Genomic DNA, 26042 nt, shown 5'->3' with positions numbered 1-26042 from the left:
TCGGGCGCGTGTCCAAGGTACTGACGTCTCTGCCAGCAGGTGAGCGTGTCGGGATCGCCTTCTCCGGTGGTCTCGACACCTCCGTCGCCGTCGCGTGGATGCGGGAGAAGGGGGCGATCCCTTGCACCTACACCGCCGACCTCGGCCAGTACGACGAGGACGACATCGCCTCGATCCCCGGCCGGGCGGCACAGTACGGCGCGGAGCTCTCTCGCCTCGTGGACTGCAAACCCCAGCTCGTCGCCGAGGGGCTCTCGGCGATCGCCTGCGGCGCCTTCCACATCCGCTCCGGTGGGCGCACCTACTTCAACACCACTCCCCTGGGCCGGGCCGTCACCGGCACGATGCTCGTGCGTGCAATGGCCGAGGACGACGTCTTCATCTGGGGTGACGGCTCGACCTACAAGGGCAACGACATCGAGCGGTTCTACCGCTACGGGCTCATGGCCAACCCCGCACTGCGTATCTACAAGCCGTGGCTGGACAGCGATTTCGTCACCGAGCTCGGCGGACGCCAGGAGATGAGCGAGTGGCTCACCGAGCGTGACCTGCCCTACCGGGACAGCGCGGAGAAGGCCTACAGCACCGACGCCAACATCTGGGGCGCGACCCACGAGGCCAAGACCCTGGAGCACCTCGACGAGTCGATCGAGATCGTCGACCCGATCATGGGTGTGCGCTTCTGGGACGAGGCGGTGGGGATCGAGACCGAGGACGTCACGGTGCGCTTCGAGCGCGGACGGCCGGTCGCGATCAACGGCACCCGCTATGACGACCCGGTGGCCCTGGTCCACGAGGCCAACACCATCGGCGGCCGGCACGGTCTGGGCATGTCCGACCAGATCGAGAACCGGATCATCGAGGCGAAGTCGCGCGGCATCTACGAGGCGCCTGGCATCGCGCTGCTCCACATCACCTACGAGCGCCTCGTCCAGGCGATCCACAACGAGGACACCATCGCCGAGTACCACGCCGAGGGGCGCAGGCTTGGTCGCCTCATGTACGAGGGCCGGTGGTTCGACCCTCAGGCGCTCATGCTGCGCGAGTCCCTGGAGCGGTGGGTCGCCTCGGTCGTCACCGGCTCGGTCACCCTGCGGCTGCGTCGCGGCGAGGACTGGAGCATCATCGCCACCGAGGGTGAGAACTTCAGCTACCACCCGGACAAGCTCTCGATGGAGCGCACGGACAACGCCGCCTTCGGCCCGATGGACCGGATCGGTCAGCTGACGATGCGCAACCTCGACATCGCCGACAGCCGCTCCAAGCTGGAGGTCTACGCCGCTCAGGACCAGCTCGGCGGCGGCTACGCCGACGTCATGGGCGACCTCGAACCCGGTGGCGCCGAGCAGATCGCGGCCAATCCGGCGACGAAGGACGTCGACGAGGAGGGCGAGGCCCTCGACCGCGCGGCGATGGAGTTCGGCACCGACTAGAGGCGCCCCGGCCCGCTTGTCGGTCATCGACAAATAGGCTGTCGGCATGGCCGGTTCCCGCGTCCCCGCGCGCACCCGTGACGCCGTGCGGCGGCGCTCCGGTCAGCTCGCGACGGCCGCGACCCGCAGCATCGAGCAGACCTACGGCTGGTACGGCGAGCTGACCGCCCAGGAGCGGTCCTGGGTCGCGCAGATCGCCCAGGCCGGCATCGCCGACTTCGTCGCCTGGATGGCGAGCCCGCCGGACGACGGCCGGCATCACCCGGAGGCGATCTTCGGTGCCGCGCCGCGGGCGCTCACCCGATCGATCAGCCTGGCCCAGACGCTGGACCTCGTGCGCGAGGTGGTCGACGTCGTCGAGACCCACGTCGAGACGATCGCCCGCCCGGGCGATGTCCCCGCGCTGCGCGACGCCGTGCTGCGCTACAGCCGGGAGGTCGCCTTCGGCGCCGCCCAGGTGTACGCGGAGGCGGCGGAGCAGCGTGGCGCCTGGGACGCCCGGCTCGAGTCGCTCGTCCTCGACGCCGTCCTGCGCGGCGAGGTGGACGAGTCGATCCGCTCGCAGGCGACGGCCCTGGGGTGGAGCGCGACCTCCTCGGTGGCCGTCGTGGTGGGCGCATCACCGGCGGTGTCCGTCGACGACTTCGAAGGGGTGGTCTCGGGGCTGCACCGATCGGCCGCCCGGCGAGGGCTGATGATCATCGCCGGGGTCCAGGGCCGCCGCCTCGTTGTCGTGCTGGGGCAGGTGAACGACCTCGCCGGCGACGTCGACAGCCTGCTCGAGCACTTCGGGGACGGGCCGGTCGTGCACGGTCACCTCGTCGAGGACCTCGTCGCCGCACCGCTGTCGGCGGGCGCTGCGCTCGCCGGGCACGACGTGGCGTCGGGCTGGCCGCGATGTCCCCGCCCGGTGAGCGCGGCCGACCTGCTCCCCGAGCGGGCCCTCGCAGGAGAGGAGTGGGCGCGCCTCGAGCTGCTGTCGACGGTGTGGGAGCCGCTGCAGTCCCAGCCGGCGCTGCTCGAGACGGCCGAGCAGCACCTCGACACCCGGTCAGGGTTGGAGGGCACGGCCCGCGCGCTTTTCGTGCACGTCAACACGGTGCGCTACCGGATCGCCCGGATCGGTGATCTCACCGGGCTCGACCTCGCGGACCCGCACGACGCCTTCACCGTCAGGGTCGCCCTCACCCTAGGACGCCTGTTGGAGGTTTCCTCTAAATCGACACGGTGAACGCTGGCGAGGTCGGTATCGCTGGACGGGGCCGCGGCTCGCGAGAGTAGACGGGTGCTAGCGATCACCTGCCCCGGACAGGGCTCCCAGTCCCCCGGCTTCCTCTCTCCGTGGCTCGAGCTGCCCGGCATGCGCGACCGCCTGCACTGGCTGTCGACCGTCGCCGGCGTGGACCTCGAGCAGCACGGGACGGTCTCGGACGAGGCGACGATCAAGGACACGGCGGTGGCACAGCCACTCATCGTCGCCAGCGGGATGCTGGGGCTCCTGGGCCTCTTCGAGCACCCCGCCGACGGCTTCCGAGTCGTCGGGGTCGGCGCCGGGCACTCGGTCGGTGAGCTCACCGCCGCGGCCGCTGCGGGGGTGATCACCGCCGAGCAGGCGATGGTCCTCGTCGCGCAGCGGGGCCGGGCCATGGCCGATGCCTCGGCAGTCACCGAGACGGGCATGAGCGCTGTGGTCGGCGGGGACGCCGCCGAGGTCCAGGCGAGCATCGAGAAGCACGGCCTGACCCCTGCCAACGTCAACGGCGCAGGCCAGGTGGTCGCCGCCGGTACTCGCGAGCAGCTCCAGGCGCTGGCCGAGGAGCCTCCGGCGAAGGCCCGGGTCCTCCCGCTCCAGGTGGCCGGAGCCTTCCACACCGAGCACATGCGTCCGGCGGTGTCGGTCATGCACCGCCTCGCCCGAGCCGTCTCCACCCACGACGCCCGGGTACCCCTCCTGAGCAACGCCGACGGGACCGTCGTCACCTCGGGCCGCGACGTGCTCCAGCGCATCGTGGGCCAGGTGGCCTCACCAGTGCGCTGGGACCTCTGCCTGGAGACGATGCGCGACCTGGGCGTCACCGGGGTGATCGAGGTGCCCCCAGCGGGCACTCTCACCGGCCTGTCCAAGCGTGAGCTCAAGGGTGTCGAGACCCTCGCGCTGCGCACCCCGGACGACCTGGAGGCGGCCCAGCGGATGGTGCGCGAGCACGGCGAGGAGCGCACTGCGTCCTCGCCCGCGTGGCGTCTCGTGGTCGCCCCGGCCAAGGGCACCGTGGCCCTGGAGCCCGCCGGACCCGGGGAGGACGTGGACCCCGGTGCGGTTATCGCTCGCGTCTCGTCGTTGCGGGACACCCACGAGGTCGTCTGCGCCCACGGAGGTCAGGTGCTCGAGTGGCTCGTCGAGGAGGGCGACCCGGTAAGCCCGGGTCAACCGATCCTCCGGCTGCACCCGATGGGACAGACCGGATGAGCATGGTCACCCTCAGCCCGGGACTGGGCACGACGACCGGCGGGTTCCACTCCAGGATCAGCGGCATCGCCGGGTACCGGCCGGAGCGGGTCGTCACCAACGACGAGGTCTGCGAGCAGATCGACTCCACCGACGAGTGGATCCGGGAGCGCACAGGCATCCGTACCCGGCACCGCGCCGCGCCGGACGAGAGCGTGGTCGACATGAGCGAGGTCGTGGCGCGGCGTGCCATCGACCATGCGGGCCTGACGCCCTCGGACATCGACGTCGTGCTGCTCGCCACGGTCACCCACCCGTACCAGACCCCCGCCGCGGCGCCCGAGGTCGCGCACCGCCTAGGACTGACCTGCATGGCGATCGACATCTCGGCCGCGTGCGCCGGCTACTGCCACGGCATCGGACTCGCCTCGGACATGGTCCGCGCCGGCTCGGCGGTCAACGTCCTCGTCATCGGGGTCGAGAAGCTGTCCGACTTCACCGACCCCACCGACCGGACGATCGCCTTCATCTTCGGTGACGGTGCTGGCGCCGCGGTCGTCTCCCGCTCCGAGACCCCTCAGATCAGCCCGACCGTGTGGGGCAGCGCCGGCGACCAGCACCGGGTCATCTCCCAGGACGACTCGTGGGTCGACGTGCGGCACAACCCCGACATCGTCTTCCCGACGATCAAGATGCAGGGCCAGACGGTCTTCCGCTGGGCGGTCTGGTCCGTGGCCAAGCACGCCCAGGAGACCCTCGACCGCGCCGGGATCACGGCGGGCGACCTCGACGTCTTCGTGCCGCACCAGGCGAACCTGCGGATCGTGGACTCGATGGTCAAGACCTTGGGCATTCCCGACCATGTGACCGTGGCCCGCGACATCGTCACGACCGGCAACACCTCGGCCGCGTCGATCCCGCTCGCGATGAGCAGGATGCTCGAGGAAGGCGAGATCGCCAGCGGCGACCTCGCCCTGCAGATCGGCTTCGGCGCGGGCCTCGCCTACGCCGGGCAGGTGGTCGTCGTCCCCTAGCGAGGACCACCGCAGCACGACCCCACGAGAAATCACCACCAGAGAAGGAGCATCACCCATGGCTCACACCGAGCAGGAGATCCTCGACGGACTCGCCGAGATCGTCGCCGAGGAGACCGGCGTCGACACCGCTGAGGTCACCGCGGACAAGAGCTTCACCGACGACCTCGACGTCGACTCGCTGTCGATGATGACGATCGCCGTGAGCGCCGAGGAGAAGTTCGGAGCGAAGATCCCCGACGAGGAGGTCAAGAACCTCAAGACCGTCGGCGACGCCGTGACGTACATCAAGAACAACCAGGCCTAAGGGCCAGCCCCAGGCGTCGGCCGGCTCGCTCGAGCCGGCCGACGTCACCCCCTTCGCTCCGTAGAAGAAGGAGACCTCATGTCCTCCCGCTCCGTCGTCGTCACCGGCCTCGGCGCCACCACTCCTCTCGGCGGCGACGTCGCCACCACCTGGGAGGCGATCCTCGCCGGCACCCCGGGCGCACGTCCCCTGACCGAGGACTGGGTCGGCGAGCACGAGCTGCCGGTGACCTTCGCAGCCACCCTGCACACCCCGGCGGCGGAGGTCCTGGCCCGGGTCGAGACCAAGCGGCTCGACCCCTTCGCCCAGTACGCCCTCGTGGCCTCTCGTGAGGCCTGGACCCACGCCGGCAGGCCCGAGGTCGACCCGGAGCGCCTCGGTGTCGCGATCGGCAGCGGGATCGGAGGGATCACGACGATCATCACCGCCTGGGACACCCTGCGGGAGAAGGGCGCGCGACGGGTCTACCCCCTCTCGATCCCCATGCTCATGCCCAACAGCGCCGCGGGCACGATCTCGCTCGAGCTGGGCGCCCGTGCGGGCGCGCACGCGCTCGTCTCGGCCTGCAGCTCGGGTGCCGAGTCGATCGGCTACGGCGCGGGGATGATCCGCTCGGGCAAGGCCGATGTCGTCGTCGCCGGAGGCGCGGAGGCGGCGGTGCACCCGCTGCCCATCGCCGGGTTCGCGGCGATGCAGGCCCTCTCGACGCGCAACGACGACCCGGCCGGCGCGTCGCGGCCCTACGACGCGAGCCGCGACGGCTTCGTCCTCGGTGAGGGCGCCGCCGTCATGGTCCTCGAGGACGAGGAGCACGCGCGGGCCCGCGGGGCGAGCATCATCTGCCGCCTGTCCGGGGTCGGGACCAGCGCCGACGCCCACCACATCGCCGCCCCCGAGCCGGAGGGCGCCGGGGCCGCTCGGGCGATGACCGAGGCGGTGCAGGACGCCGGTGCCGCGGCCTCCGACCTCAGCCACATCAACGCGCACGCGACCTCCACCCCCGTCGGCGACGTCGCGGAGGTGGCCGCGATCCGTCGCGCCTTCGGGTCCGACGCTGACCACATGGCCGTGAGCGGGACCAAGTCGATGACCGGTCACCTGCTCGGGGCGGCCGGCTCGCTCGAAGCCGTGCTCACGGTACTGGCGGTGCAGCACCGGGTGGCGCCCCCGACGATCAACATCACCGAGCTCGACCCCGAGGTCGACCTCGACGTCGTCCGGGACGAGCCGCGACCCCTCGGGGACGGGCCGCTCCTGGCGCTGAACAACTCCTTCGGCTTCGGCGGCCACGACGTGGCGCTCGCCTTCGGGTCGCTCTGATGGCTCGCCAGCCCAACGCCGCGTCGGCCCAGGCGTCCTCGACGACGGCCGGCAAGCCGGCCCGCGCGGACGACCCCCGGCACCCCCAGCGCCGGTTGGAGGCGTGCCTGGACGACGGCTCGCTCGAGCTGCTCGCGCCGGACGACACCTCCGGGATGCTCACGGCCCGAGGGACGGTCCGGGGTCGCCCCGTCATCGCCTTCGCCTCCGACCCGACGGTCATGGGTGGCGCGATGGGCGTCGAGGGATGCCGCAAGGTGGTCGAGGCGTACGAGCGCGCGATCGAGGACGAGCTGCCGATCATCGGCATCTGGCACAGCGGCGGGGCCCGCCTGCCCGAAGGGGTCGTCTCGCTGCACGCGGTCGGCGAGATCTTCGCCGTGATGACGCGCGCGTCCGGGCTGATCCCGCAGATCTCCGTCGTCATCGGCGCCGCCGCCGGTGGGGCCGCCTACGGCCCTGCGCTGACCGACATCGTCATCCTCGCGCCGGAGGGACGGATCTTCGTCACCGGACCGGACGTGGTCCGGTCCGTTACCGGTGAGGCGGTCGACGCCCTTCGCCTTGGTGGGCCTGAGCCCCACGGCCGGCGCAGCGGGGTGGTGCACGTCCTCGCGAGCTCGATCGACGACGCCTTCGAGCGGGCTCGGTCTATCACCTCCCTGCTCGACCCCTCGGCGGTCGGCACCTGTGACCCCGGGTCCGTGCAGGACCGTGACCTCGCGCGCTCCTTCCCGGAGTCGGCTCGTCGTGCCTATGACGTCCACCCGGTCGTCGAGGACCTGCTCGACGAGGGAACGACCGAGGAGCTGCACGGGCGCTGGGCGCCGAACATCGTCACGGCGCTCGGGCGGCTCGGTGGCGGCGCGGTCGGTGTCATCGCCAACAACCCGATGCGCCTCGGCGGCTGCCTGGACTCGGCGTCGGCTGAGAAGTCCGCCCGGTTCGTGCGGATGTGCGACGCCTTCGGCATCCCGCTCGTGGTGCTCGTCGACGTGCCCGGCTACCTCCCCGGGGTCGGCCAGGAGTGGGACGGAGTCGTGCGTCGCGGGGCGAAGCTGCTGCACGCCTTCGCCGAGTCGGTGGTCCCGCGCGTGACCGTCGTCACCCGCAAGACCTACGGCGGCGCCTACATCGCAATGAACTCACGCTCTCTCGGAGCCACCCGCGTCTTCGCCTGGCCCGACGCCCAGGTCGCGGTGATGGGCTCGGTCGCGGCGATCCGGATCCTGCACCGGCGCCGGCTCGCGGAGGTCGACGACGCCGAGCGCGAGGCGGTCGAGGCCGAGCTGGCGGCCGAGCACGACCGTCTCTCCGGCGGTTTGGAGCGGGCGGTGGAGATCGGGGTGGTCGACGAGGTCGTCGAGCCGGCGCAGACCCGGTCCGCGATCGCGGCGACCATCGCCTCCGCGCCGGCCCGGCGGGGGCGGCACACCAACATCCCGTTGTGAGGCGATGGCGAAGGGGGTGACTCCCCTAGCCGACCTTGTGCAGCCAGCGCACCGGTGCGCCGTCGCCGGCGTGCCGGAAGGCCTCGAGCTCGGCGTCCCACGCGGTGCCGAGCAGCTCGCCGAGCATGTCCTCGACGGCCTCTCCGGCGCCCTGGGCGAGGGTGAGCACCTCACGGAGCCGGTTCTCGTGCACGACGACGTCGCCCGAGGCGGAGATGGTGGCGTGGTGGATGCCCAGGCTGGGGGTGTGCGACCAGCGGGAGCCGTCGAGGCCGGGGCTGGGCTCCTCGGTCACCTCGTACCGGACACCGTCCCACCCTCGCAGGGCAGACGCCAGCGCTGCTCCGGTGCCCGGGGCTCCGGTCCAGGAGAACTCGGCACGCTTGAGCGACCGGCCGAGCGGCTGCTCGGTCCAGTCGAGAGACACGTCACGACCCAGGGCAGACTCCATCGCCCACGTGATGTGGGGGCAGAGCGCCGTCGGGGTGCTGTGAATGAACACCACGCCTCGCGTCGTAGCTGACATCCCGTTCCTCCTCGGTGCGATGGACGTCTTCCCCAACGCCACACACCTGGATGATTAGAGGTGGGATGCCGACCTGAGCGGCCAGCGGGTGCAACCGTATGTCCGAGCGAGCTCGGTTGTGCTGCCATTGTGCACCATCCGTCTCGTGAGCACCACCCTTCACAGCGGTCACTCTGCTGACGGTGCGGGCGGCCTCCTCAGAGGTCGACGACGGGCGCGTCGGAGTCCTTGGCCGGCTCCTCGCCGGCCAGGCCCTTGGCCATGGTCACGAGCATCCCGAGCTTGCCGGGCGACTCCCACAGCTGGGCGGTGTCGCCGTCGACCTCGAGCAGCACGTTCTCGGGGTCCTCGGGACCCCCGCTCATGAAGGCGGAGGCGGAGGGGTCCCACAGCTCCTCGATCTTGGCACGGTCCTGGTTGACGCGTGCGGTGCCGGAGAGCGAGACCCAGCCCTTGTCGCTGGAGTAGGAGACGTTGACCGCGGGACGAGCGGTGATCGCCTCGACCTTCTCGCTGTCGAAGCGGGTGAGGAACCAGATCTGCGCCGGGTCCTCGAAGTCCTGGGTGCCCATGGGGGTCGAGACGAGCCGACCCTGCGGGTCCTGGTAGGTCAGGATCGCGATCTGCGTGTCCTTCATGACCTCGGCGACGGTGTCGCGGTCGGTGGTGCTCATGTCTGCTCCTCGCGCTGGTTAACGGCTTGGTCGCCACGACTCTAGGTGCCAGCACCGACAAGCACCGCCGGGAGCAGTCGGTGTCCTGTCGCCGGGTCGCCAGTCCGCACCGTGGGGCGGCTGGGGCTTGAACCCAGGACCGACGGATTATGAGTCCGCTGCTCTGACCGACTGAGCTACCGCCCCTGCGCCGTCGGCGCGACGGCCCCCGCAGGCTACCCGCCCGAGCGCACCACCTAGGAGTCGAATCCGACGCCGAGCGCGTCCAGGCCCTTGAGCAGCAGCGGCCGGCGCCCGGTGCGGTCCTCGCGAGCGAGCGCGGCGCGGGTGCTCTGCACCGCGAGGTAGCGCAGCGGCTCCGGCGGGAAGGGGACGGGCTTGTCCCGCACCATCGACAGCTGCGTGACCTCGCTATCGGCGCCCTCGAGCAGGTCCAGACCGACCCGAGCCCCGAATCTGGTCGAGGCGACACCCAGCCCGGTGTAGCCGACCGCGTAGGCGACGCGTCCCCCCTTCGCCGTGCCGAAGACTGGGGTGAAGCGCGACGTCGTGTCGATCACCCCGGCCCACCGGTGGGTGAACCGCAACCCCTCGAGCTGCGGGAAGATCTCGAAGAAGTGCCGGGCCAGCAGGTCGTGCGACGGCCCCTGCTCGAGCTCGACCGCGATCTGACCCCCGAAGTGGTAGTTGGCGTCGTAGCCACCGAAGAGCACCCGGTCGTCGAGGGTGCGCCGGTAGTAGTGGAACTGGTTGCCCGCGTCGGTCAGTCCCTCTCGCCCCTGCCAGCCCACGGCGTCCAGCTGCGTAGCGGACAGTGGCTCGGACATCAGCACGTGGTCGTACACCGGCAGCACCCAGGCGTCGATCCGGCGCAGCAACCCCGGGAAGGGTCCGGTCGCCAGGAGCACCTGGCCGGCGAGAACCTCTCCCCCGTCGCAGCGCAGCCGCACGCCAGCGCCGTCGACCTCGAGCTCGCGCACCACCGTCGACTCCACGATCTCCACCCCCAGCTTGCGCGCGGCTGCGGCGAGGCCCAAGGCGAGCCGAGCGGGGTCGACCAGGCCGACAAGGGGGTCACGCATCCCCGCCAGGTACCGCGGCGAGCTCACGGCAGCGCGGCACTCCTCGGCGTCGAGCAGGCTCACCTGCGCGCCATGCTCGCGGTGCAGCCGGTAGGAGTCGTGGACCGCGTCGACCTGGTGCTCGTCCAGAGCGAAGGTCAGCTCCCCGGGGACGTGCAGGTCGCAGTCGATCCCGAGGCGCTCGACGTCGGCGCGCAGGCCGGCGAAGTTCTCCTCCCCCAGGCGCTCCAACGTCGCGATCTCGTCCGGCCAGCAGGCCACCCCTTGGGCCAGACCATGGGTGAGGGAGGGGCTGACGAAACCTCCGTTGCGCCCGGACCCGCCAAAGGCGAGGGTCCCCCCTTCGAGCACCATGACCCGTCGGCCCGGGTCCCGCTCGCGGGCCTGGAGCGCCGCCCACAACCCGGTGAAGCCGCCCCCCACGATCGCGAGGTCGGTGGTTGCCGTCCCGGCGAGCGGTCCCTCCGACTCTGGGACCGGGCGCACGTCGGGGTCGGTCCAGAACGGCCGGCGCCGCGCGCCGTCCAGTGCCGGGTGCTCTGCCTGATCCGTCATCGGATCCTCCTTCGCCGATGACCGCAGCCTAGTGAGCGATCACGCTGCAGACGCTGACCTTGAGGAGCCGGCCGCAGTGCGAGGATGGCGCCATGAGGCGGGTAGGTGTCGCAGCAGCTCTCGTGGCGCTGCTCGCTGCCCTGCCGGGATGCGCCGACCGCGAGCGGATCCCGCCGAGCACGACCACGTCGACCACCACGACGACGATGGGGCCGACGACGAGCGAGGCGAGCGCGCCGCCCGCCCCTGACGAGCTCCGCGTGGCGATCAGCGACGACCAGCCGGGGCTGGGCCTGAAGCGCGAGGGCACGTACACCGGCCTGGACGCCGACATCGCCCGCTTCGTCGCCGGGCAGCTCGGGGTCGAGCAGGTGACCTTCGTCAGGTCCGTGCCCGACCAGCGCGACGAGCTCCTCGCGACCCGGCAGGCCGACCTCGTCGTGGCCTCCTACTCGATGACCGAGGAGCGCGCGCGCACCGTGCGTTTCGCCGGCCCCTATCTCGTCACCGGCCAGGACCTGCTGGTCCGGGAGGGCAGCAAGATCGGCTCGCCGAAGAACCTTCGGGGCAAGACCGTGTGCGGCGCGACCGGCAGCGCCGGGACGGCGCTGCTCGTGGAGAAGTTCGTCGGCCTGCGTATCGTCACCGAGCCCACGGTCGCCGCGTGCGTCGAGCGACTGCGCGAGGGCGACGTCGCGGCGGTCACCTCGGACGCGGCGATCCTCGCCGGGTACCTCATGGACGACGAGGGTGAGCGCGACCTCAAGCTGACCGGCAAGCAGTTCAGCACCGAGCGGTACGGCATCGCCATGCGGCCGGAGGACGAGCAGCTCTGCGAGCGGGTCACCGCCGCGCTGGAGACGATGATGCGCTCCGGCGCCTGGCGCACGGCCGTCCGCTCCAACCTCCCGGAGCCCCAGCTCATCGGCACGAGGACCTACGTCACGCCCCAGGTCGAGCCCTGCCTGCACACCCCTGAGCAGGACGAGACCGAGACGAGCCCGGCGACGACGACTGGGTGAGGGCGAAGGGGGAACGGCGAAGGCCATGTCCCGGGACGCATCCCGGGACATGGCCTGACTGGCTCCCCCGGTTGGACTCGAACCAACAACCCTCCGGTTAACAGCCGAATGCTCTGCCAGTTGAGCTACAGGGGATCGCGCCGGGCCACGATAGCAAGAACTCTCCGGCCGGGCGAAACCGCTTCAGAGCTCGCGCCCGACGTGCTCGGCGAGGCGAGTCACCGAGTCCGCGACGCCGGCCCGCAGCTCGGGATGATCGGGGTCGGCGCCGTCCTTGTAGAGCACCTGGACGCTGAGGGCGCCGTCGGAGAGGTCCTTGCGCAGGACCACCCGCGCCGAGGTCGCCCGGTCGATGTCGACCCGCTCGACGAGCACGACGCTGGCCTGGACCCGCTCGCGGAAGGCGTCGGGCACCTGGGCCGGAGCGCTGATCCGCCAGGTCTGGCGGGGGCGCTCGTCGACGAAGCTCGCCCACAGCTCGTCTCGGTCGGGCCGGTAGCCGCCGCTGTCGATGAGGTGCCAGGGGCAGCGCACCGACTCCGGCCCGTCGACGATCAGCCGGTGGGTGGTCACGGTGATCGTCCCGCCGTCGTCGAGCGGCGCGGCCGCGATGACCCGCTCCCCATGGTCGAGGTCCTGGGGCGCGGGAGGCGGGTGCTGTCGTCGGGGCCACCTCATCGCACGATCTCCTCTCGGATCTTCGCCCGGCGACGTTCGAGGTCCTGGAGCTGCACGGAGAGCTCGCGGACCTGCTGGGGGTCGCCGTCCGGCGCGGCGGAGAGCCGCCTCATCTGCGACATCGCCTCGGCGATCTGGCGACTGACCGACACCTCCTGCACCCGGGCGAGCAGGGAGTCGACGTAAGGCCGCGGCGGGAGCCCGGTGGAGCTGTCGTGGACGACCGGCAGGGGGGCGACCGCCAGCTCGGCCAGCAGCCCGCGGACCGCGAGGGGGGCCGCGTCGGTGACCGCGGAGTGCCACGCGGCGAGGGAGAGGTCCGCTCGCAGGCCGACGATGCGCAGCGCGTCGAGCACGGCGCCGTGCGCAGGTGCGGTGAGGGCGTGCGGAGCGATCTGGTCGATCGTCTCGGGCGAGAACAGGCTCGGGTACTGCAGGAGCGACTGCAGCAGCTGACGCTCGGCGGAGACCACCGGGTCGCGCAGGTCTGGGGGCGGCAGGCTGACGGCGGCCTCACCGGCCGAGGGCTCGGGGACGGCCTCTTCGCCCTGTCGTCGGGTGGGAGCGGACGGCGAAGGGGGGCGAGCTCGCCCCGCACGCTGGGTCGCCGAGCGCATCTGGTCGACCTCGACCCCGACCCATCCGGCAACCGTGCGGATGTACTCCGGACGCAGCGCCGAGTCTCGGATGCTGTTGATGATCGGCGCCACGGCGGCCATGGCGCGCACCCGGCCCTCCGCGCTCGAGAGGTCGAATCGCTCGAGGGTGGTGCGCACGGCGAACTCGAACATCGGTACCGCGGACTCGACGAGGTCGCGAACCGCCGCGTCACCTTCACGCAGTCTCAGGTCGCACGGGTCCATCCCGTCCTTCGCGACCGCGACGAAGGACTGGCTGGCCCACCGCTGGTCCTCCGCGTAGGCCTTCATCGCCGCCTTCTGGCCGGCCGCGTCGCCGTCGAAGGTGAAGACGACGCGGGCCGGTGAGAGGTCGGGCTCGTCCCGCATGATCCGCCGGAGCACCTTGATGTGGTCTACGCCGAAGGCGGTGCCGCACGTGGCGACCGCCTGCTGGATCCCAGCCAGGTGGGCGGCCATGACGTCGGTGTACCCCTCGACGACGACCGCCTTGCGCTCGGTGGAGATCGCCTTCTTGGCCAGGTCGAGGCCGTAGAGCACCTGGCTCTTCTTGTACACGCTCGTCTCGGAGGTGTTGAGGTACTTCGCCTGGACCCGGTCGTCCTCGAAGAGCCGCCGCGCGCCGAAGCCGACCGTGTCGCCGGTCGTGTCCCGGATCGGCCAGAGCAGGCGACCACGGAAGCGGTCATACAGCCCGCGCGAACCCCGTCCGCAGAGCCCGGCCGCGAGCACCTCGTCGTCGGTGAACCCACGCCCGAGCAGGTGCCGCACCAGCTCCTCCCCGCCCCGAGGGGCGTAGCCGAGCCCGAAGTGCTCCGCCTCGGGGCGCATGAACCCCCGCTCCCGCAGGAAGTCCCGCCCGGCCCGGCCCTCCCTGGTGTCGACGAGCATCTGGTGGTACCACTGCTCGGCGACCCGGTTGGCCTCGATGAGCCGGGAGCGCTTGCCCAGGCTCTCCCCCTGACGTGGTGCCGACCCCTCCTCGTAGCGCAGCTCGAGCCCGAGCTTGGCGGCGAGCCGCTCGACCGCCTCGGTGAAGGTGAGGTGGTCCACGGCCCGGACGAAGTCGATGACGTCACCCCCTTCGCCGCAGCCGAAGCAGTGGTAGCTGCCCACCGACTCGCGCACGGTGAAGGACGGGGTCTTCTCGTCGTGGAAGGGGCACAGACCCTTCATCGCGCCGACGCCCGCCGGACGCAGGGTGACGTGCTCACGGACGACGTCGGTGATCGAGGTGCGCTCCTTGACGCTGACCACGTCCTCAGCACGGATCAGCCCGGCCATCGCTCACCTCGCTCCCTCGACGTCCTCGGGCGAGTCTAGGACCTGACCGTTGTGCGGCCCGGCCGACCGCCTACCGGGTCCTCGCTGGAGGTCAGGGCGTGGGGACCAGCATGACCCGGCCACCCTGGCCTCCAGGCTCGCCGGAGTCACCCTCGGACCAGATCGCCTCCACCCTGTAGCTCTCGGCACCGATGACGACGGTCGTGCCCTCCTCGACGTCGTGCGGCTCGAAGGGGGAGGTGCCGTCGGCGATGCGTACCGTGGCGCTGTCGCCGTCGACACCGGTGGCTACTGCCCTGCCGCCGTCGATGTCGGCCGGTTGGTTCTCGGAGAGCACGACCGCATCGTCCGGGGTAGTGGCCGGTGGCCCCGCCGCGGCCGCGGAGCACGCCGAGAGCGACAGACTGCCGACGACGGCTCCCGCCGCGGTCACGGCACGCAGACCCACCTCAGTCCGCCCCATCGACTCGACGAAGGGTGACCCGCCCGGAGGCCCTCCCGGGCGGTCCGTCCGCTCACATCCTCCTACCGCGTTTGGCGTGGACGAAGCGACCGATGAGCCGGCTGGTCATGTCCTTCAGCTGTGCCAGCGCAGGGCGGGAGTCGTCGAAGGAGGCCGGGACGGCCCGTGTCGCCAGCAGACGTCGGTGATCGAGGTGCGCTCCTTGACGCTGACCACGTCCTCAGCGCGGATCCTGCCCGCCACGTCTCACCTCCGTCGTCCTTCCCGGCGAGTGCCAGTGGCGCAGCGCCTAGCGCGACTACTGGTCCTCAGGGACGAGGACCACGACACCGTCTCGCCCGGCACCCGACGCTCGGGCACCGTCGTCGACGGTCCGCACGAGATAGCGGCTCTCGCCGACCCTCACCTCGTCGCCCTCGACAACCTCCGTCGGCTCGGCCACCCCTGACGATCCGACGAGGTGGAGGGTCGCCCGGCCATCGTCGATACCGGAGACAGCGACGGTGCTCCCTGCGACGTCTGCCTGCACGTTGGTGCCGATGATCACCGCCCCCGGCTCGTCAGCCCCCTCGATCTCACCCGCGCAACCCCCGAGAGCCGCGACCACCGCGGCCAGTGCGAGCGCCATCCACCGGCGCAGCGTCATGACGCGATTCTCCTGAGCACCACCCGGCCCGAGGCCTGTCCCTCCGGGCAGGTCTCCGCGCTGGAGGCCCGAGGAGTCCTGCCCTGCCAGGCCTGGGCCAACCGGGCCGCAGATCGCCGCGTCTCGAGCCGCGAGACCTCGATGGCCCGCACCTGCCCGAGCACCGCGCGCTCGCTCGCCCGCACCCGCTCGACATCCATCCCTTCGCTGACGCTCATCCCTGCTCCTCGACCTCGGTACGCCCGGCGTTCCGACGGTAGGCACCGGGTGCGTGGGGTGACCATGGGGAGCACTCCCCTCCCCAGCGGGGTCAGTCGTAGCGGTGCGCGTGCAGCAGCAGCGCGCGGGCGTCGGTGAGCGAGGCCACCTGGTCGACGACGACCCGCAGGCGCCCCGCCTCGTCGGTCGCCGCGGCGTGGTCGGCGGCGAGGTCGGGGTCGAGCCGCTGCTCGGGGCGCTCGGCGAACCACTGCACCAGGTCGGTGACGACCTGTCGTTGATGGACGTAGACCTCACGCCGCGAGTCGGCGCTCATGACGAAGTGGTGCGCGACCGCCTTGAGCATCGCCACCTCGGCCCGGCTGGTGGCGGGCACGACGAGCGAGGCCGAGTAGCGCGAGAGGTCGGCAGGCCCGTAGACCTGACGGGTCGCCGCCTCCGCGGCGTGGACGAAGCGACCGATGAGCCGGCTGGTCATGTCCTTGAGCTGGGCCAGCGCAGGGCGGGAGCCGTCGAAGGAGGCGGGGACGGCGCCTGTCGCCAGCAGCCGCTCCAGACCGGAGCCGAGGTCATCGTCGGTGAGGTCCGCGGCGTAGGTCTGCCGCGCCGCGGCGACCAGGGTGGAGCGCACCCCGATGTCGCGCAGCGCTCGCAGGTCGAGCAGCCCGGCCGCCACCGCGTCCTCGACGTCGTGCACGCAGTAGGCGACGTCGTCGGACCAGTCCATGACGTCGGCCTCGAGGCAGCGCGCCCCCGGCGGCCGGTCGGCCGGCACGCCCTCGCGCACCCAGGCGAAGGCGTCCAGGTCGTCCTCGTACACCCCGAACTTCGAGGTCGGGTACGGTCCGTCGCCGCGCCGCCAGGGGTACTTGATCGACGCGTCGAGGCTCGCCCGGGTGAGGTTGAGTCCACCGGGTCGGCCATCGGGGTGGGCTCGTTTGGGCTCGAGACGGGTGAGGATCCGCAGCGTCTGGGCGTTGCCCTCGAAGCCTCCGATGTCGGCCGCGATCTCGTCGAGCGCGCTCTCGCCGTTGTGGCCGAAGGGGGGATGTCCCAGGTCGTGGGCGAGGCAGGCGACCTCGACGACGTCGGCGTTGCAGCCCAGCGCTCCCCCGAACTCCCGGCCGATCTGGGCGACCTCGAGGCTGTGGGTGAGCCGGTTGCGGATGAAGTCGTCGCTGCTCGGCTGGAGCACCTGGGTCTTGGCCGAGAGCCGGCGCAAGGCTGCCGAGTGGATCAGCCGGCCCCGGTCCCGCGCGAAGTCGTCACGGTCGGCACGCTTGTGCGCTGGATCCTCCTGGACCCAGCGCCGCCGGGCGTGGTCGCTGTACCTCACGGGGGCACTCTAGGCATGCCCGGTGTCCGTCCCGTGCCCCGGAACGAGCGGCGGCCCCCTCCACGGCGACCGGTAGCCTCGACCCAGCCGAGCGAAGGGATACCCATGTTCCGCAAGATCCTCGTGGCCAACCGGGGCGAGATCGCGATCCGCGCCTTCCGCGCCGCCACCGAGCTGGGCGCGACGACGGTGGCCATCTACCCCTTCGAGGACCGCAACTCCGAGCACCGGATGAAGGCCGACGAGGCCTACCAGATCGGCGAGGAGGGGCACCCCGTGCGCTCCTACCTCGACCACGAGGCGGTCGTGCGGATCGCGGTCGAGGCCGGCGTCGACGCGATCTACCCCGGCTACGGCTTCCTCTCCGAGAACCCGCAGCTGGCCGAGGCGTGCGAGCGGGCGGGGATCACCTTCGTCGGCCCGCCCGCCGAGGTGCTGCACCTGACCGGCAACAAGGCGCGGGCCATCGCTGCGGCGAAGGGGGCAGGGCTGCCGACGCTGCGCGGTGCCGAGCCCACCACCGACCTGGACCAGCTCGAGCGCGCCGCTGCCGAGATCGGCTTCCCGGTCTTCGTCAAGGCGGTCAGCGGCGGCGGCGGCCGCGGGATGCGCCGGGTCGAGGCGGCCGGTGAGCTGCGCGACGCGCTCGAGGCGGCACAGCGCGAGGCCGACGCCGCCTTCGGCGACCCGACGCTCTACCTCGAGGAGGCGGTGGTCAACCCCCGCCACATCGAGGTGCAGGTCCTCGGGGACGCCACCGGAGAGGTCGTGCACTACTTCGAGCGGGACTGCTCGGTGCAGCGCCGCCACCAGAAGGTCGTCGAGATCGCTCCGGCGCCGAACCTCGACCCGGACCTGCGCGAGCGGATGTGCGCCGACGCCGTCGCCTTCGCCCAATCGATCGGCTACGTCAACGCCGGGACCGTGGAGTTCCTCCTCGGGGAGGACGGTCGCTACGTCTTCATCGAGATGAACCCGAGGATCCAGGTCGAGCACACCGTCACCGAGGAGGTGACCGGGGCCGACCTCGTCGTGAGCCAGCTGCAGATCGCCAGCGGCGCGACCCTCGCCGACCTCGGCGTGCGCCAAGAGGAGATCGCCACCCAGGGCTACGCCCTGCAGTGCCGGATCACCACCGAGGACCCGGCCAACGGCTTCCGACCCGACGCCGGCATCATCTCGGCCTACCGCTCCGCCGGCGGGTCGGGGGTGCGCCTGGACGGCGGCACCACCTTCGTCGGGTCCGAGGTGAGCGCCCACTTCGACTCGATGCTGGTCAAGCTCACCTGCCGCGGGTCCACCTTCGACATGGCCGTCCGGCGCGCCCGAAGGGCCCTGGCCGAGTTCCGCATCCGCGGGGTCTCGACGAACATCCCCTTCCTCGAGGCCGTGCTCGCCGACCCGACCTTCCTCGCCGGCGAGGTGACGACGAGCTTCATCGACGAGCGACCCCAGCTGCTCAAGGCGCCCACCGGCAAGGACCGGGCGACGCGGCTGCTGACCTACCTCGCCGAGACGACGGTCAACCAGCCGCACGGGCCCCGCACGACGACGATCCACGCCCGGGACAAGCTGCCCGAGCTGCCGAAGGGAGACCTGCCGGAGGGCACCCGGGACCGGCTGCGCCGCCTCGGACCCGGTGGCTTCGCCCGCGACCTGCGCGAGCGCACCGAGGTCGCCGTCACCGAGACCACCTTCCGGGACGCGCACCAGTCCCTCCTCGCGACGCGGATGCGTACCCGCGACCTGCTGCACGTCGCCCCCTTCGTCGCGCGGATGACCCCGCAGCTGCTCTCGATGGAGGCCTGGGGCGGCGCGACCTACGACGTCGCCCTGCGCTTCCTCCAGGAGGACCCGTGGGAGCGCCTCGACGCCCTGCATACGGCGATGCCCAACGTGCCGCTGCAGATGCTGCTGCGCGGTCGCAACACCGTCGGGTACACGCCCTACCCGACGCAGGTGACCGACGCCTTCGTCGCCGAGGCCGCGCGCAGCGGGCTGGACATCTTCCGGATCTTCGACTCCCTCAACGACGTCGAGCAGATGCGCCCGGCGATCGACGCCGTGCTCGAGACCGGGACCGCGCTAGCCGAGGTGGCACTGTGCTACACCGGCAACCTGCTCGACCCGGGTGAGGAGCTCTACACCCTCGACTACTACCTCGGGCTGGCCGAGCAGATCGTCGACGCCGGCGCCCACGTGCTCGCGATCAAGGACATGGCCGGTCTGCTGCGTGCGCCCGCCGCGGCCCGCCTCGTGCGCGCGTTGCGCGAGCGCTTCGACCTGCCCGTGCACCTGCACACCCACGACACCGCCGGTGGACAGATCGGCACCCTGCTCGCCGCGATCGACGCCGGGGTCGACGCCGTCGACGCCGCGAGCGCGACCATGGCCGGCACGACCTCGCAGCCCTCGCTCTCCGCGCTCGTCGCGGCCACCGACGGCACCGAGCGACCCACCGGGCTCGACATCGAGGCCGTCTTCGCCCTCGAGCCCTACTGGGAGGCGGTCCGTAGCCTCTACGCCCCCTTCGAGTCCGGGCTGTCCTCTCCCACCGGCCGGGTCTACCGGCACGAGATCCCCGGCGGGCAGCTGTCCAACCTGCGCCAGCAGGCGATCGCCCTCGGGCTGGGTCATCGCTTCGAGGACATCGAGGACATGTACGCCGCGGCCAACGCGATCCTCGGCAACATCGTCAAGGTCACCCCGTCCAGCAAGGTCGTCGGCGACCTCGCGCTCTCCCTGGTCGGCGCGGGCGCCGACCCGGCGGAGTTCGAGGCCGACCCTGCCCGCTTCGACATCCCCGACTCGGTCATCGGCTTCCTCAGCGGCGACCTCGGCGACCCGCCGGGTGGCTGGCCGGAGCCGTTCCGCAGCAAGGCGCTGCAGGGCCGGCAGGTCCGCACCCCGCAGGCCGAGCTGACCTCCGAGCAGCAGCAGCGCCTGGCCGACGAGCCGCGAGCGACGCTCAACGAGCTGCTCTTCCCCGGGCCGACCAAGGAGATGCTCGCCGCTCGGGAGAAGTACGGCGACACCTCCGTCCTCGGCACCCTCGTCTTCTGGCACGGCCTGGAGCACGGCGACGAGTACCGCGTCGAGATCGAGCCGGGCAAGACCCTCGGCCTCGGGATCAGCTCGATCAGCGAGCCGGACGAGCATGGCATCCGAACCGTCATGGCGACGGTCAACGGTCAGCTGCGCCCGGTCCGGGTCCGCGACGAGAGCGTGGCGGCCGACGTCGTGGCGGCCGAGAAGGCCGACTCGTCGGTCCCGGGTCAGGTGGCTGCCCCCTTCGCCGGGGTGGTGAGTCTCCAGGTGGCCGAGGGCGACAGCGTCGAGGCCGGGGCCACCGTGGCGACCATCGAGGCGATGAAAATGGAGGCGAGCATCACCAGCCCGGTCGGGGGAAAGGTGGCGCGCGCCGCAATCGGCCCCGCCCAGCAGGTCGAAGGGGGTGACCTGCTCGTCGTCGTGGAGTGACCTGGCGTCCGGTGATCCGCGTCGGCCGGCCGGCTCAGCCGCCGCTGACCGACAGCTCGGCCTGGGCGACCTGCTCGGCCTGGGCCTGGTCCAGCTCGCGGCTGCGCAGCCAGTTCTCCGGGAGCGCGACCTGACGCGGCGACCCCGCCCGGCCGCGCGGACCCTCGGCCGCCTCTGCCGGCCACGGCACGTCCGGGTCGAGGGTGGCGATGAGGGCATCCAGCGCCGCGAGGGAGTCCACGAGCGCGAGCTGGTTGCGGACGTGAGATCCGGCGGGGAACCCCTTGAGGTACCACGCGATGTGCTTGCGGATCTCGCGGCAGGCACGCAGCTCGTCGTCGAAGAACTCGGTGAGGTGCTCGGCGTGCAACCGCAGCGTCGCGCTCACCTCGCCGAGGGTCGGCCGGACCCGCTCGTTGGACCCGGCGAAGGCCGCCGCGAGGTCGGTGAAGAGCCAGGGCCTCCCCAGGCAGCCCCGCCCGACGACCACCCCGTCGCAGCCGGTCTCGGCAACCATGCGCAGGGCGTCCTCGGCCGACCAGATGTCGCCGTTGCCGAGGACCGGGACGCTCGTGACCGTCTCCTTGAGCAGGCGGATGGCCGACCAGTCGGCCTGCCCCGAGTAGGCCTGGGAGGCGGTGCGCCCGTGCAGGGCGACCGCTGCCACCCCTTCGTCCACCGCCGCCTGCGCCGCGTCGAGGTAGGTGAGGTGGGCGTCGTCGATCCCCTTGCGCATCTTGACCGTCACCGGGATGTCGCGGCGGGCGCCCTCCTCGACCGCGGCGGCGACGATCGAGCGGAAGAGGTCACGCTTCCACGGCAGGGCCGCTCCCCCGCCCTTGCGGGTGACCTTGGGGACCGGGCAGCCGAAGTTGAGGTCGATGTGGTCGGCGAGGTCCTCCTGGACGATCGTGCGCGCCGCCAGCCGGGTGGCGGCGGGGTCGACGCTGTAGAGCTGGACGCTGCGCGGGAACTCGTCGGGGTCGTGCTCGAGGAGCCGCATGGTCTCCGGCGCCCGCTCGACGACCGCGCGGGAGGTGACCATCTCGTTGACGTAGAGGCTGGTGGCGCCGCTGGCGCCTCCCGCTGTGCTGCCCTGCGCGCCGTAGCGGCGGCAGAGCCGGCGGAAGGCAAGGTTGGTGATCCCCGCCATGGGGGCCAGCACGACCGGTGAGGTGATCTCGAGGGGCCCCAGGCGAAGGGGGGCCAGCGTCGTGGGGGTCTCGGTCAGGGTGCTCATGACGCCCCCATCGTCCCATCGATGGGCTAGTCGGCTCCAACCGCGGGCCAGGGCGAGGCCAGCGCTGGGTGCAGGACCAGCTCCCCGGGCTTCGGGCGCGGGCCGCCGACGTAGCCGGTGAGCTCGGCGACCCGGGCCACGGCGCCCTCGGCCGGGTCGTACTCGAGGATCCAGGGCTGGGTCTGGGTGAAGGTCGAGGAGAGCAGCACCCGCTCGCCGCTCCAGCCCGACGGCTGTGGACCGGAGAAGGACCCCTCGCCCCGCTCGAAGGCGAGGATCCGGGCGTCGTCGGTGGCGTCGGGCGCGGAGATGTAGATCGCTTCGTCGGCACCCAGGTCCGCCGCCACCGGCGGCAGGAGGGAGACCGCGGCCGCTGCTCGGCCCTGCGGCGAGACCGCGGTCGGGCCCAGCACGCTGTTGACCGGTCCAGGCATGGGGCCCCGGTCCCCGGCGATCCCACCGTCCTCGTCGTAGGAGGCCATGCTCAGGTGTCCCGGGGAGCTGGTGATGAGCCGCCGTGAGGTGGTCGCGGTCGAGCCGTGGTCGCGCGTCGCGGTGCCGTCGCTCACCCGCCACGCGGCCGTGCGGCCCTGGGCGAGGAGGTCGCCGCTGGCGGTCCAGCCGGCCTGGGCGACGGTCTCGTCGGGGATTGCGACCTCGCTCACCGATCCGCCCGCGACGTCGACGACGACGACCGCGCCCGGCTGGGGGACGACGACCTGGTGTCCGTCCCGGGAGATCCAGCTGCTCTGCGGCGTGAGGGGCTCGGGGCCGTCCTGCAGTCGTCCGTGCAGCTCGCGGTCGACCTCGACGTACTCCTCCTCGGCGCCCGGGAGGTAGAGGACGAGGTGGACCCGCGCCGAGGTCTCCGCCTGGCGCAGCATCACCGCGCGCACGGGCTGGTCGGTCGCGGCGAGGCCGGGCAGGTCCTGGCCGGGCTCGATCCCGAGGGTCGGTGGCAGGCCGCTCGCCTCCCGGTCCGTCGTCTCGGGCAGCTCTGCGATCGGGACATCGGCGGCGAGCAGGTCGACCCTCGCCCCGTCGAGCTCGTGCACCGAGACGTGGGTGGAGCTCGACTCGTCGGTGGGCTCCTCGCTGCCGGTGCAGCCAGCCGCCGCGAGCAGCACAGCAACGAGCGCGACCGTCGCCCTCCGGGGCCGCCGCCGCTGCTCGCGTCGTCGCGGTGCTGCACGCACGGGCACGAGCATGCCAGACGAAGGGGTGGGAGAGGATGGGGTCGTGACGGGGCGATCGAGCGTGGGTGCGGGCCGAGGCTCGCTGGAGCGGTACGCCTGGGTGGCGATCGCGGCCGCGCTGGCGACGATCGGGCTGAAGACGAGCGCCTGGCTGGTCACCGACTCCGTCGGCCTGCTCTCCGACGCCGTGGAGTCCCTGGTCAACCTGGTCGCCGCGATTGCTGCGCTGGTCGCGTTGCGGGTCGCCGCGCGACCCGCCGATCAGACCCACCACTTCGGTCACGCCAAGGCCGAGTACTTCTCCGCGGCGATCGAGGGCGCGATGATCGCGGTCGCGGCGCTGGTCATCATCTGGCAGTCGGTGCTTCGACTGCTCGACCCGAGCCCGCTCGAGGAGGTCGGGGTCGGGCTGACCATCTCGGTGATCGCATCGGTGCTCAACGCCGCCGTCGCCGTCATCCTCATCCGGGCCGGGCGCCGCCACCGCTCGATCACCCTGCGCGCCGACGGCCGTCACCTCATGACCGACGTCGTCACCTCGGTGGGGGTCGTGCTCGGCGTGGGCCTGGTCTGGCTCAGCGGACTGGAGTGGCTGGACCCGGTGGTCGCCCTCGTCGTCGCAGCCAACATACTGCTCGCGGGATGGCAGCTGCTCCGCGAGTCCTCCGAGGGCCTCATGGACTCACCGGTGGACGAGGTGACGACCGAGCAGATCATCGCGGTGCTGACCGACCACAGCTCGGGGCAGGTCCACTTCCACGGGTTGAGCACCCGGGTCTCGGGGCACCGGATGTTCGCCCAGGTACACATGCTTGTCCCCGGGCGTTGGAGCGTGCGCGAGTCGCACGACCGCCTTGAGGAGATCGATCAAGCGCTGCTCGAGGCGATCCCCGAGCTGATCATGAGCATCCACCTCGAGCCGCGCGAGGACCCTCGCTCCTACGACGACTACGAGACCGAGGTGCCGATCCACGGACCCGACCAGGTCGCGGGCTCACCCGCCGAAGGGAAGACGACATGAGTGCACTGATCACCCCCACCACCGTGAGCACGATGCTCGAGGGTGACGACCGGGTCGTCGTCCTCGACGTCCAGTACGAGCTCGGCGGGCGCTCGAACGACGAGCTCTACCGTGACCGCCACATCCCCGGGGCCCGGGCGCTTGACCTGGACACGGCCCTGGCCGGCCCGCCCGGTGCCGGCGGTCGACACCCCCTGCCCGAGGCCGAGGTGCTCGAGCGCGCCCTTCGCCAGGCCGGGGTCGAGCAGGGCGACACGGTCGTCGTGTACGACCAACGCACCTCGCTGGCCGCGGCCCGCGCCTGGTGGGTGCTGCGCTGGGCCGGGCTCGACTCGGTCCTGGTCCTCGACGGCGGTCTGGACGGATGGGAGCGGGCGGGGTACCCGACAAGCACCGAGCAGGTCGACCCGCCGCCGGGAGGGGTCAGCGTGCAGCCGGGCTCGCAGGCCGTGCTCGACGCCGTGACGGCAGCGCAGGTCGCCGAGGCCGGCGTGCTCGTCGACGCGCGTACCCCGGCACGCTTCCGCGGCGAGGAGGAGCCCATCGACGCGGTCGCCGGTCATATCCCCGGAGCGGTCAACGTGCCGATGGCCGACCTGATCGCCGACGACGGCACGATGCTGCCCGCGGAGCAGCTCCGAGCTCGCTTCCACGCCGTCGGCGCGCACCGCGGCGGCAGCGCCCCGGTCGGCGCGTACTGCGGCTCCGGGATCACCGCCGCGCACAGCGTCCTGGCGATGCACGAGGCCGGGATCGCCGCACTGCCCTACATCGGGTCCTGGAGTCAGTGGATCACCGACAGCGGCCGCCCCAACGCGACCGTCGACGCCGAGGGGGAGTCGTGAACCGCGACCGTGAGCGCACCGCAGTCACCGGCAGAGGGTGGCTGGCCTCGCTGCTCGCCACGGCGGTGGCCTTCGGGGTGCTTGACGGGGTGTGGCTGGGCATCGTGGCCGGCGGGCACTACCGCGACGCCCTCGGACCTCTCGCGGCCGAGCCGGCAAACGTGAGCGCCGCGGCCCTCTTCTACGTCGTCTACTGCGGCGGGCTCACCTACTTCGGGACCGTCGAAGGGGTGGCTGCTCGCCGCGTCGCCCCGGCCGCGCTGCGGGGCGGGATGCTCGGGCTCGTCGCCTACTCGACGTGGGACCTCACCAGCCTCGCCGTCATCGACGGCTTCCCGGTCGGCATCGTCCCGGTCGACATCGCATGGGGCACCGTCGCGAGCGCCCTGGCCTGCGGTCTGGCCGCGGCCGCGGTCAACCGGCTCGGCCTGGGCGGATCTCCTCGGCGATGAAGTCGCGCAACGCCTTCGCGACCCCGTCCGGGTGGGTGACCGGAGCCAGGTGCGTCCCCGGCACGTGAACGACAGTCGCGCCCGGCCGAAGTCGCAGCGCGTCCTGCTCCCCGAGCCGGAACTGGTCCAGCTGACCGTTGATGAAGCGCACCGGGACGCTCACGTCGTGCAGCAGCGAGAGGTCACCGTGATCGACCACGGCCTGCCACGCGACGGGGATGGTCGCCACGTCCACGCCGTGCTCGACGATGGCCTCACCGGCCTCGCCGAGGGCCCGCTGCAGCAGGGTCTTGTCGGCGGCGGTCAGGGTCTCCCTCAGCCGGGTCACGGACAGGCCCAGGCGCACCCCTTCGCCGACGGCCTTGTACGGGGCGGCCATCGGGGTGCTCGGGTCGGCGGAGGCGCCGAGCAGCGCCAGTCCGGCGATCTCGCGATGCCCGGCCCGGGCCGCGCACTCCAGCGCGACGTACCCGCCGAGACTGTGGCCCACGAGCAGCGGCGGGGCGGCGCACTCGATGACCGCCTGCTCGACCACGGCGACCGCCGAGTCCATGTCGAAGTCCTCGCCGAGGCGCGTCCCGTGACCCGGCAGGTCGGGTGCGTGGATGACATGGCCGGGCAGCCTCTCGCGCAACGGACCCCAGCAGGCGGCGTTGAGCCGGCTGCCGTGGACGAGCACCAGCTCGAGAGGCAT

At 72.0% G+C, this 26042-nt stretch carries 24 protein-coding genes and 2 tRNA genes; 12 read left to right on the top strand and 14 right to left on the bottom strand.

Going from position 1 to position 26042, the window contains the following annotated elements; translation table 11 throughout:
- Positions 1-8 precede the first annotated feature (8 nt).
- The 7 genes from argG (at position 9) to FB557_RS09980 (ending at position 7991) form a co-directional block, all read left to right on the top strand.
- The gene (gene argG / locus FB557_RS10010; RefSeq protein WP_144857462.1) at positions 9-1433 is read left to right on the top strand and encodes an argininosuccinate synthase; all 1425 of its coding nucleotides are present in this window, start codon (positions 9-11) and stop codon (positions 1431-1433) included.
- Between the two features lie 46 nt (positions 1434-1479).
- Entirely contained in the window at positions 1480-2664 is a 1185-nt protein-coding gene (locus FB557_RS10005) for a PucR family transcriptional regulator (RefSeq protein ID WP_144857461.1), read from the top strand.
- 54 nt (positions 2665-2718) lie between these two features.
- Positions 2719-3900, top strand: a complete 1182-nt coding sequence (locus FB557_RS10000) for an acyltransferase domain-containing protein (RefSeq protein ID WP_144857460.1) — start codon at positions 2719-2721, stop codon at positions 3898-3900.
- A complete protein-coding gene (locus FB557_RS09995; RefSeq protein WP_246074677.1) occupies positions 3897-4913 on the top strand; it encodes a beta-ketoacyl-ACP synthase III in 1017 nt (338 codons plus the stop codon). Before FB557_RS10000 ends, FB557_RS09995 begins: the two co-directional genes overlap by 4 nt.
- A 58-nt stretch (positions 4914-4971) precedes the next feature.
- The gene (locus FB557_RS09990; protein ID WP_144857459.1) at positions 4972-5220 is read left to right on the top strand and encodes an acyl carrier protein; all 249 of its coding nucleotides are present in this window, start codon (positions 4972-4974) and stop codon (positions 5218-5220) included.
- 78 nt (positions 5221-5298) lie between these two features.
- Complete coding sequence (fabF, locus tag FB557_RS09985; protein WP_144857458.1) at positions 5299-6540, top strand: beta-ketoacyl-ACP synthase II; 1242 nt, start codon at positions 5299-5301, stop codon at positions 6538-6540.
- Positions 6540-7991, top strand: a complete 1452-nt coding sequence (locus tag FB557_RS09980) for an acyl-CoA carboxylase subunit beta (RefSeq protein WP_144857457.1) — start codon at positions 6540-6542, stop codon at positions 7989-7991. The genes fabF and FB557_RS09980 overlap by 1 nt, the downstream gene beginning before the upstream one ends.
- 25 nt (positions 7992-8016) lie before the next feature.
- Here FB557_RS09980 and FB557_RS09975 read toward each other — a convergent pair whose 3' ends face one another.
- From FB557_RS09975 to FB557_RS09960, 4 genes are all read right to left on the bottom strand, one after another.
- The gene (locus FB557_RS09975; protein ID WP_144857456.1) at positions 8017-8517 is read right to left on the bottom strand and encodes a DUF3145 domain-containing protein; all 501 of its coding nucleotides are present in this window, start codon (positions 8515-8517) and stop codon (positions 8017-8019) included.
- A 197-nt stretch (positions 8518-8714) separates the two neighbouring features.
- Positions 8715-9191: a pyridoxamine 5'-phosphate oxidase family protein gene (locus tag FB557_RS09970; RefSeq protein ID WP_144857455.1), complete on the bottom strand. Its 477-nt coding sequence runs from the start codon at positions 9189-9191 to the stop codon at positions 8715-8717.
- Positions 9192-9303: 112 nt separating this feature from the next.
- Positions 9304-9377: transfer RNA gene (locus FB557_RS09965), tRNA-Ile, on the bottom strand.
- A 50-nt stretch (positions 9378-9427) separates the two neighbouring features.
- A complete protein-coding gene (locus FB557_RS09960; protein ID WP_144857454.1) occupies positions 9428-10828 on the bottom strand; it encodes an NAD(P)/FAD-dependent oxidoreductase in 1401 nt (466 codons plus the stop codon).
- A 92-nt stretch (positions 10829-10920) separates the two neighbouring features.
- On the opposite strand from FB557_RS09960, the gene FB557_RS09955 reads away from it, so the two are divergent.
- A complete protein-coding gene (locus FB557_RS09955) occupies positions 10921-11850 on the top strand; it encodes a transporter substrate-binding domain-containing protein (RefSeq protein WP_144857453.1) in 930 nt (309 codons plus the stop codon).
- Positions 11851-11909: 59 nt separating this feature from the next.
- On the opposite strand, the gene FB557_RS09950 is transcribed toward FB557_RS09955, so the two are convergent.
- The 7 genes from FB557_RS09950 to FB557_RS09920 form a co-directional block, all read right to left on the bottom strand.
- A tRNA-Asn gene (locus FB557_RS09950) sits at positions 11910-11985 on the bottom strand.
- Positions 11986-12033: 48 nt separating this feature from the next.
- Positions 12034-12528 carry a hypothetical protein gene (locus tag FB557_RS09945; protein ID WP_144857452.1) on the bottom strand — a complete coding sequence of 165 codons (495 nt, stop codon included), beginning with the start codon at positions 12526-12528 and terminating at the stop codon, positions 12034-12036.
- Positions 12525-14450 carry a DNA primase gene (gene dnaG / locus FB557_RS09940; protein ID WP_144857451.1) on the bottom strand — a complete coding sequence of 642 codons (1926 nt, stop codon included), beginning with the start codon at positions 14448-14450 and terminating at the stop codon, positions 12525-12527. Before dnaG ends, FB557_RS09945 begins: the two co-directional genes overlap by 4 nt.
- Positions 14451-14541: 91 nt before the next feature.
- A complete protein-coding gene (locus tag FB557_RS09935) occupies positions 14542-14913 on the bottom strand; it encodes a hypothetical protein (protein ID WP_144857450.1) in 372 nt (123 codons plus the stop codon).
- Positions 14914-15211: 298 nt separating this feature from the next.
- On the bottom strand, positions 15212-15559 hold the full coding sequence (locus FB557_RS09930; protein WP_144857449.1) for a hypothetical protein: 348 nt from the start codon (positions 15557-15559) through the stop codon (positions 15212-15214).
- The gene (locus tag FB557_RS09925) at positions 15556-15777 is read right to left on the bottom strand and encodes a hypothetical protein (RefSeq protein ID WP_144857448.1); all 222 of its coding nucleotides are present in this window, start codon (positions 15775-15777) and stop codon (positions 15556-15558) included. Before FB557_RS09925 ends, FB557_RS09930 begins: the two co-directional genes overlap by 4 nt.
- Before the next feature lie 92 nt (positions 15778-15869).
- The gene (locus FB557_RS09920; RefSeq protein ID WP_144857447.1) at positions 15870-17114 is read right to left on the bottom strand and encodes a deoxyguanosinetriphosphate triphosphohydrolase; all 1245 of its coding nucleotides are present in this window, start codon (positions 17112-17114) and stop codon (positions 15870-15872) included.
- Between the two features lie 105 nt (positions 17115-17219).
- On the opposite strand from FB557_RS09920, the gene FB557_RS09915 reads away from it, so the two are divergent.
- Positions 17220-20594, top strand: coding sequence for a pyruvate carboxylase (locus FB557_RS09915; RefSeq protein WP_144857446.1), 3375 nt, complete (start codon positions 17220-17222; stop codon positions 20592-20594).
- Positions 20595-20628: 34 nt separating this feature from the next.
- Here the strand turns inward: FB557_RS09915 and dusB are convergent, their stop codons facing one another.
- Both dusB and FB557_RS09905 read right to left on the bottom strand, forming a co-directional pair.
- Positions 20629-21834: a tRNA dihydrouridine synthase DusB gene (gene dusB, locus FB557_RS09910; RefSeq protein ID WP_144857445.1), complete on the bottom strand. Its 1206-nt coding sequence runs from the start codon at positions 21832-21834 to the stop codon at positions 20629-20631.
- A gap of 26 nt (positions 21835-21860) precedes the next feature.
- Entirely contained in the window at positions 21861-23030 is a 1170-nt protein-coding gene (locus tag FB557_RS09905) for a hypothetical protein (protein ID WP_144857444.1), read from the bottom strand.
- A gap of 43 nt (positions 23031-23073) precedes the next feature.
- Here FB557_RS09905 and FB557_RS09900 point away from each other — a divergent pair, with 43 nt between their 5' ends.
- Genes FB557_RS09900 through FB557_RS09890 form a run of 3 tightly spaced genes read left to right on the top strand, consistent with a single transcriptional unit; the run spans position 23074 to position 25348 of the window.
- Complete coding sequence (locus FB557_RS09900; RefSeq protein WP_246074675.1) at positions 23074-24051, top strand: cation diffusion facilitator family transporter; 978 nt, start codon at positions 23074-23076, stop codon at positions 24049-24051.
- A complete protein-coding gene (locus FB557_RS09895; protein WP_144857442.1) occupies positions 24048-24896 on the top strand; it encodes a sulfurtransferase in 849 nt (282 codons plus the stop codon). Before FB557_RS09900 ends, FB557_RS09895 begins: the two co-directional genes overlap by 4 nt.
- The gene (locus FB557_RS09890) at positions 24893-25348 is read left to right on the top strand and encodes a DUF2177 family protein (RefSeq protein ID WP_170236259.1); all 456 of its coding nucleotides are present in this window, start codon (positions 24893-24895) and stop codon (positions 25346-25348) included. Before FB557_RS09895 ends, FB557_RS09890 begins: the two co-directional genes overlap by 4 nt.
- Here the strand turns inward: FB557_RS09890 and FB557_RS09885 are convergent.
- Complete coding sequence (locus FB557_RS09885; RefSeq protein ID WP_144857441.1) at positions 25311-26042, bottom strand: alpha/beta fold hydrolase; 732 nt, start codon at positions 26040-26042, stop codon at positions 25311-25313. The genes FB557_RS09890 and FB557_RS09885 overlap by 38 nt on opposite strands.

The sequence above is a fragment of the Marihabitans asiaticum genome, from assembly GCF_007828725.1.
Taxonomy (GTDB): domain Bacteria; phylum Actinomycetota; class Actinomycetes; order Actinomycetales; family Dermatophilaceae; genus Marihabitans; species Marihabitans asiaticum.
The sequence above is the reverse complement of the archived record's forward strand: the minus strand, read 5'-3'. Positions and strand labels throughout refer to the sequence as shown.

Excerpts from the sequence above, each read along its gene's own strand:
- FB557_RS10005 (WP_144857461.1), top strand. The coding sequence starts at position 1,480 with ATGGCCGGTTCCCGCGTCCCCGCGCGCACCCGTGACGCCGTGCGGCGG.
- FB557_RS09995 (WP_246074677.1), top strand. The coding sequence starts at position 3,897 with ATGAGCATGGTCACCCTCAGCCCGGGACTGGGCACGACGACCGGCGGG.
- FB557_RS09990 (WP_144857459.1), top strand. The coding sequence starts at position 4,972 with ATGGCTCACACCGAGCAGGAGATCCTCGACGGACTCGCCGAGATCGTC.
- fabF (WP_144857458.1), top strand. The coding sequence starts at position 5,299 with ATGTCCTCCCGCTCCGTCGTCGTCACCGGCCTCGGCGCCACCACTCCT.
- FB557_RS09980 (WP_144857457.1), top strand. The coding sequence starts at position 6,540 with ATGGCTCGCCAGCCCAACGCCGCGTCGGCCCAGGCGTCCTCGACGACG.
- FB557_RS09975 (WP_144857456.1), bottom strand. The coding sequence starts at position 8,517 with ATGTCAGCTACGACGCGAGGCGTGGTGTTCATTCACAGCACCCCGACG.
- FB557_RS09970 (WP_144857455.1), bottom strand. The coding sequence starts at position 9,191 with ATGAGCACCACCGACCGCGACACCGTCGCCGAGGTCATGAAGGACACG.
- FB557_RS09960 (WP_144857454.1), bottom strand. The coding sequence starts at position 10,828 with ATGACGGATCAGGCAGAGCACCCGGCACTGGACGGCGCGCGGCGCCGG.
- FB557_RS09955 (WP_144857453.1), top strand. The coding sequence starts at position 10,921 with ATGAGGCGGGTAGGTGTCGCAGCAGCTCTCGTGGCGCTGCTCGCTGCC.
- FB557_RS09945 (WP_144857452.1), bottom strand. The coding sequence starts at position 12,528 with ATGAGGTGGCCCCGACGACAGCACCCGCCTCCCGCGCCCCAGGACCTC.
- dnaG (WP_144857451.1), bottom strand. The coding sequence starts at position 14,450 with ATGGCCGGGCTGATCCGTGCTGAGGACGTGGTCAGCGTCAAGGAGCGC.
- FB557_RS09935 (WP_144857450.1), bottom strand. The coding sequence starts at position 14,913 with ATGGGGCGGACTGAGGTGGGTCTGCGTGCCGTGACCGCGGCGGGAGCC.
- FB557_RS09930 (WP_144857449.1), bottom strand. The coding sequence starts at position 15,559 with ATGACGCTGCGCCGGTGGATGGCGCTCGCACTGGCCGCGGTGGTCGCG.
- FB557_RS09925 (WP_144857448.1), bottom strand. The coding sequence starts at position 15,777 with ATGAGCGTCAGCGAAGGGATGGATGTCGAGCGGGTGCGGGCGAGCGAG.
- FB557_RS09915 (WP_144857446.1), top strand. The coding sequence starts at position 17,220 with ATGTTCCGCAAGATCCTCGTGGCCAACCGGGGCGAGATCGCGATCCGC.
- dusB (WP_144857445.1), bottom strand. The coding sequence starts at position 21,834 with ATGAGCACCCTGACCGAGACCCCCACGACGCTGGCCCCCCTTCGCCTG.
- FB557_RS09895 (WP_144857442.1), top strand. The coding sequence starts at position 24,048 with ATGAGTGCACTGATCACCCCCACCACCGTGAGCACGATGCTCGAGGGT.
- FB557_RS09885 (WP_144857441.1), bottom strand. The coding sequence starts at position 26,042 with ATGCCTCTCGAGCTGGTGCTCGTCCACGGCAGCCGGCTCAACGCCGCC.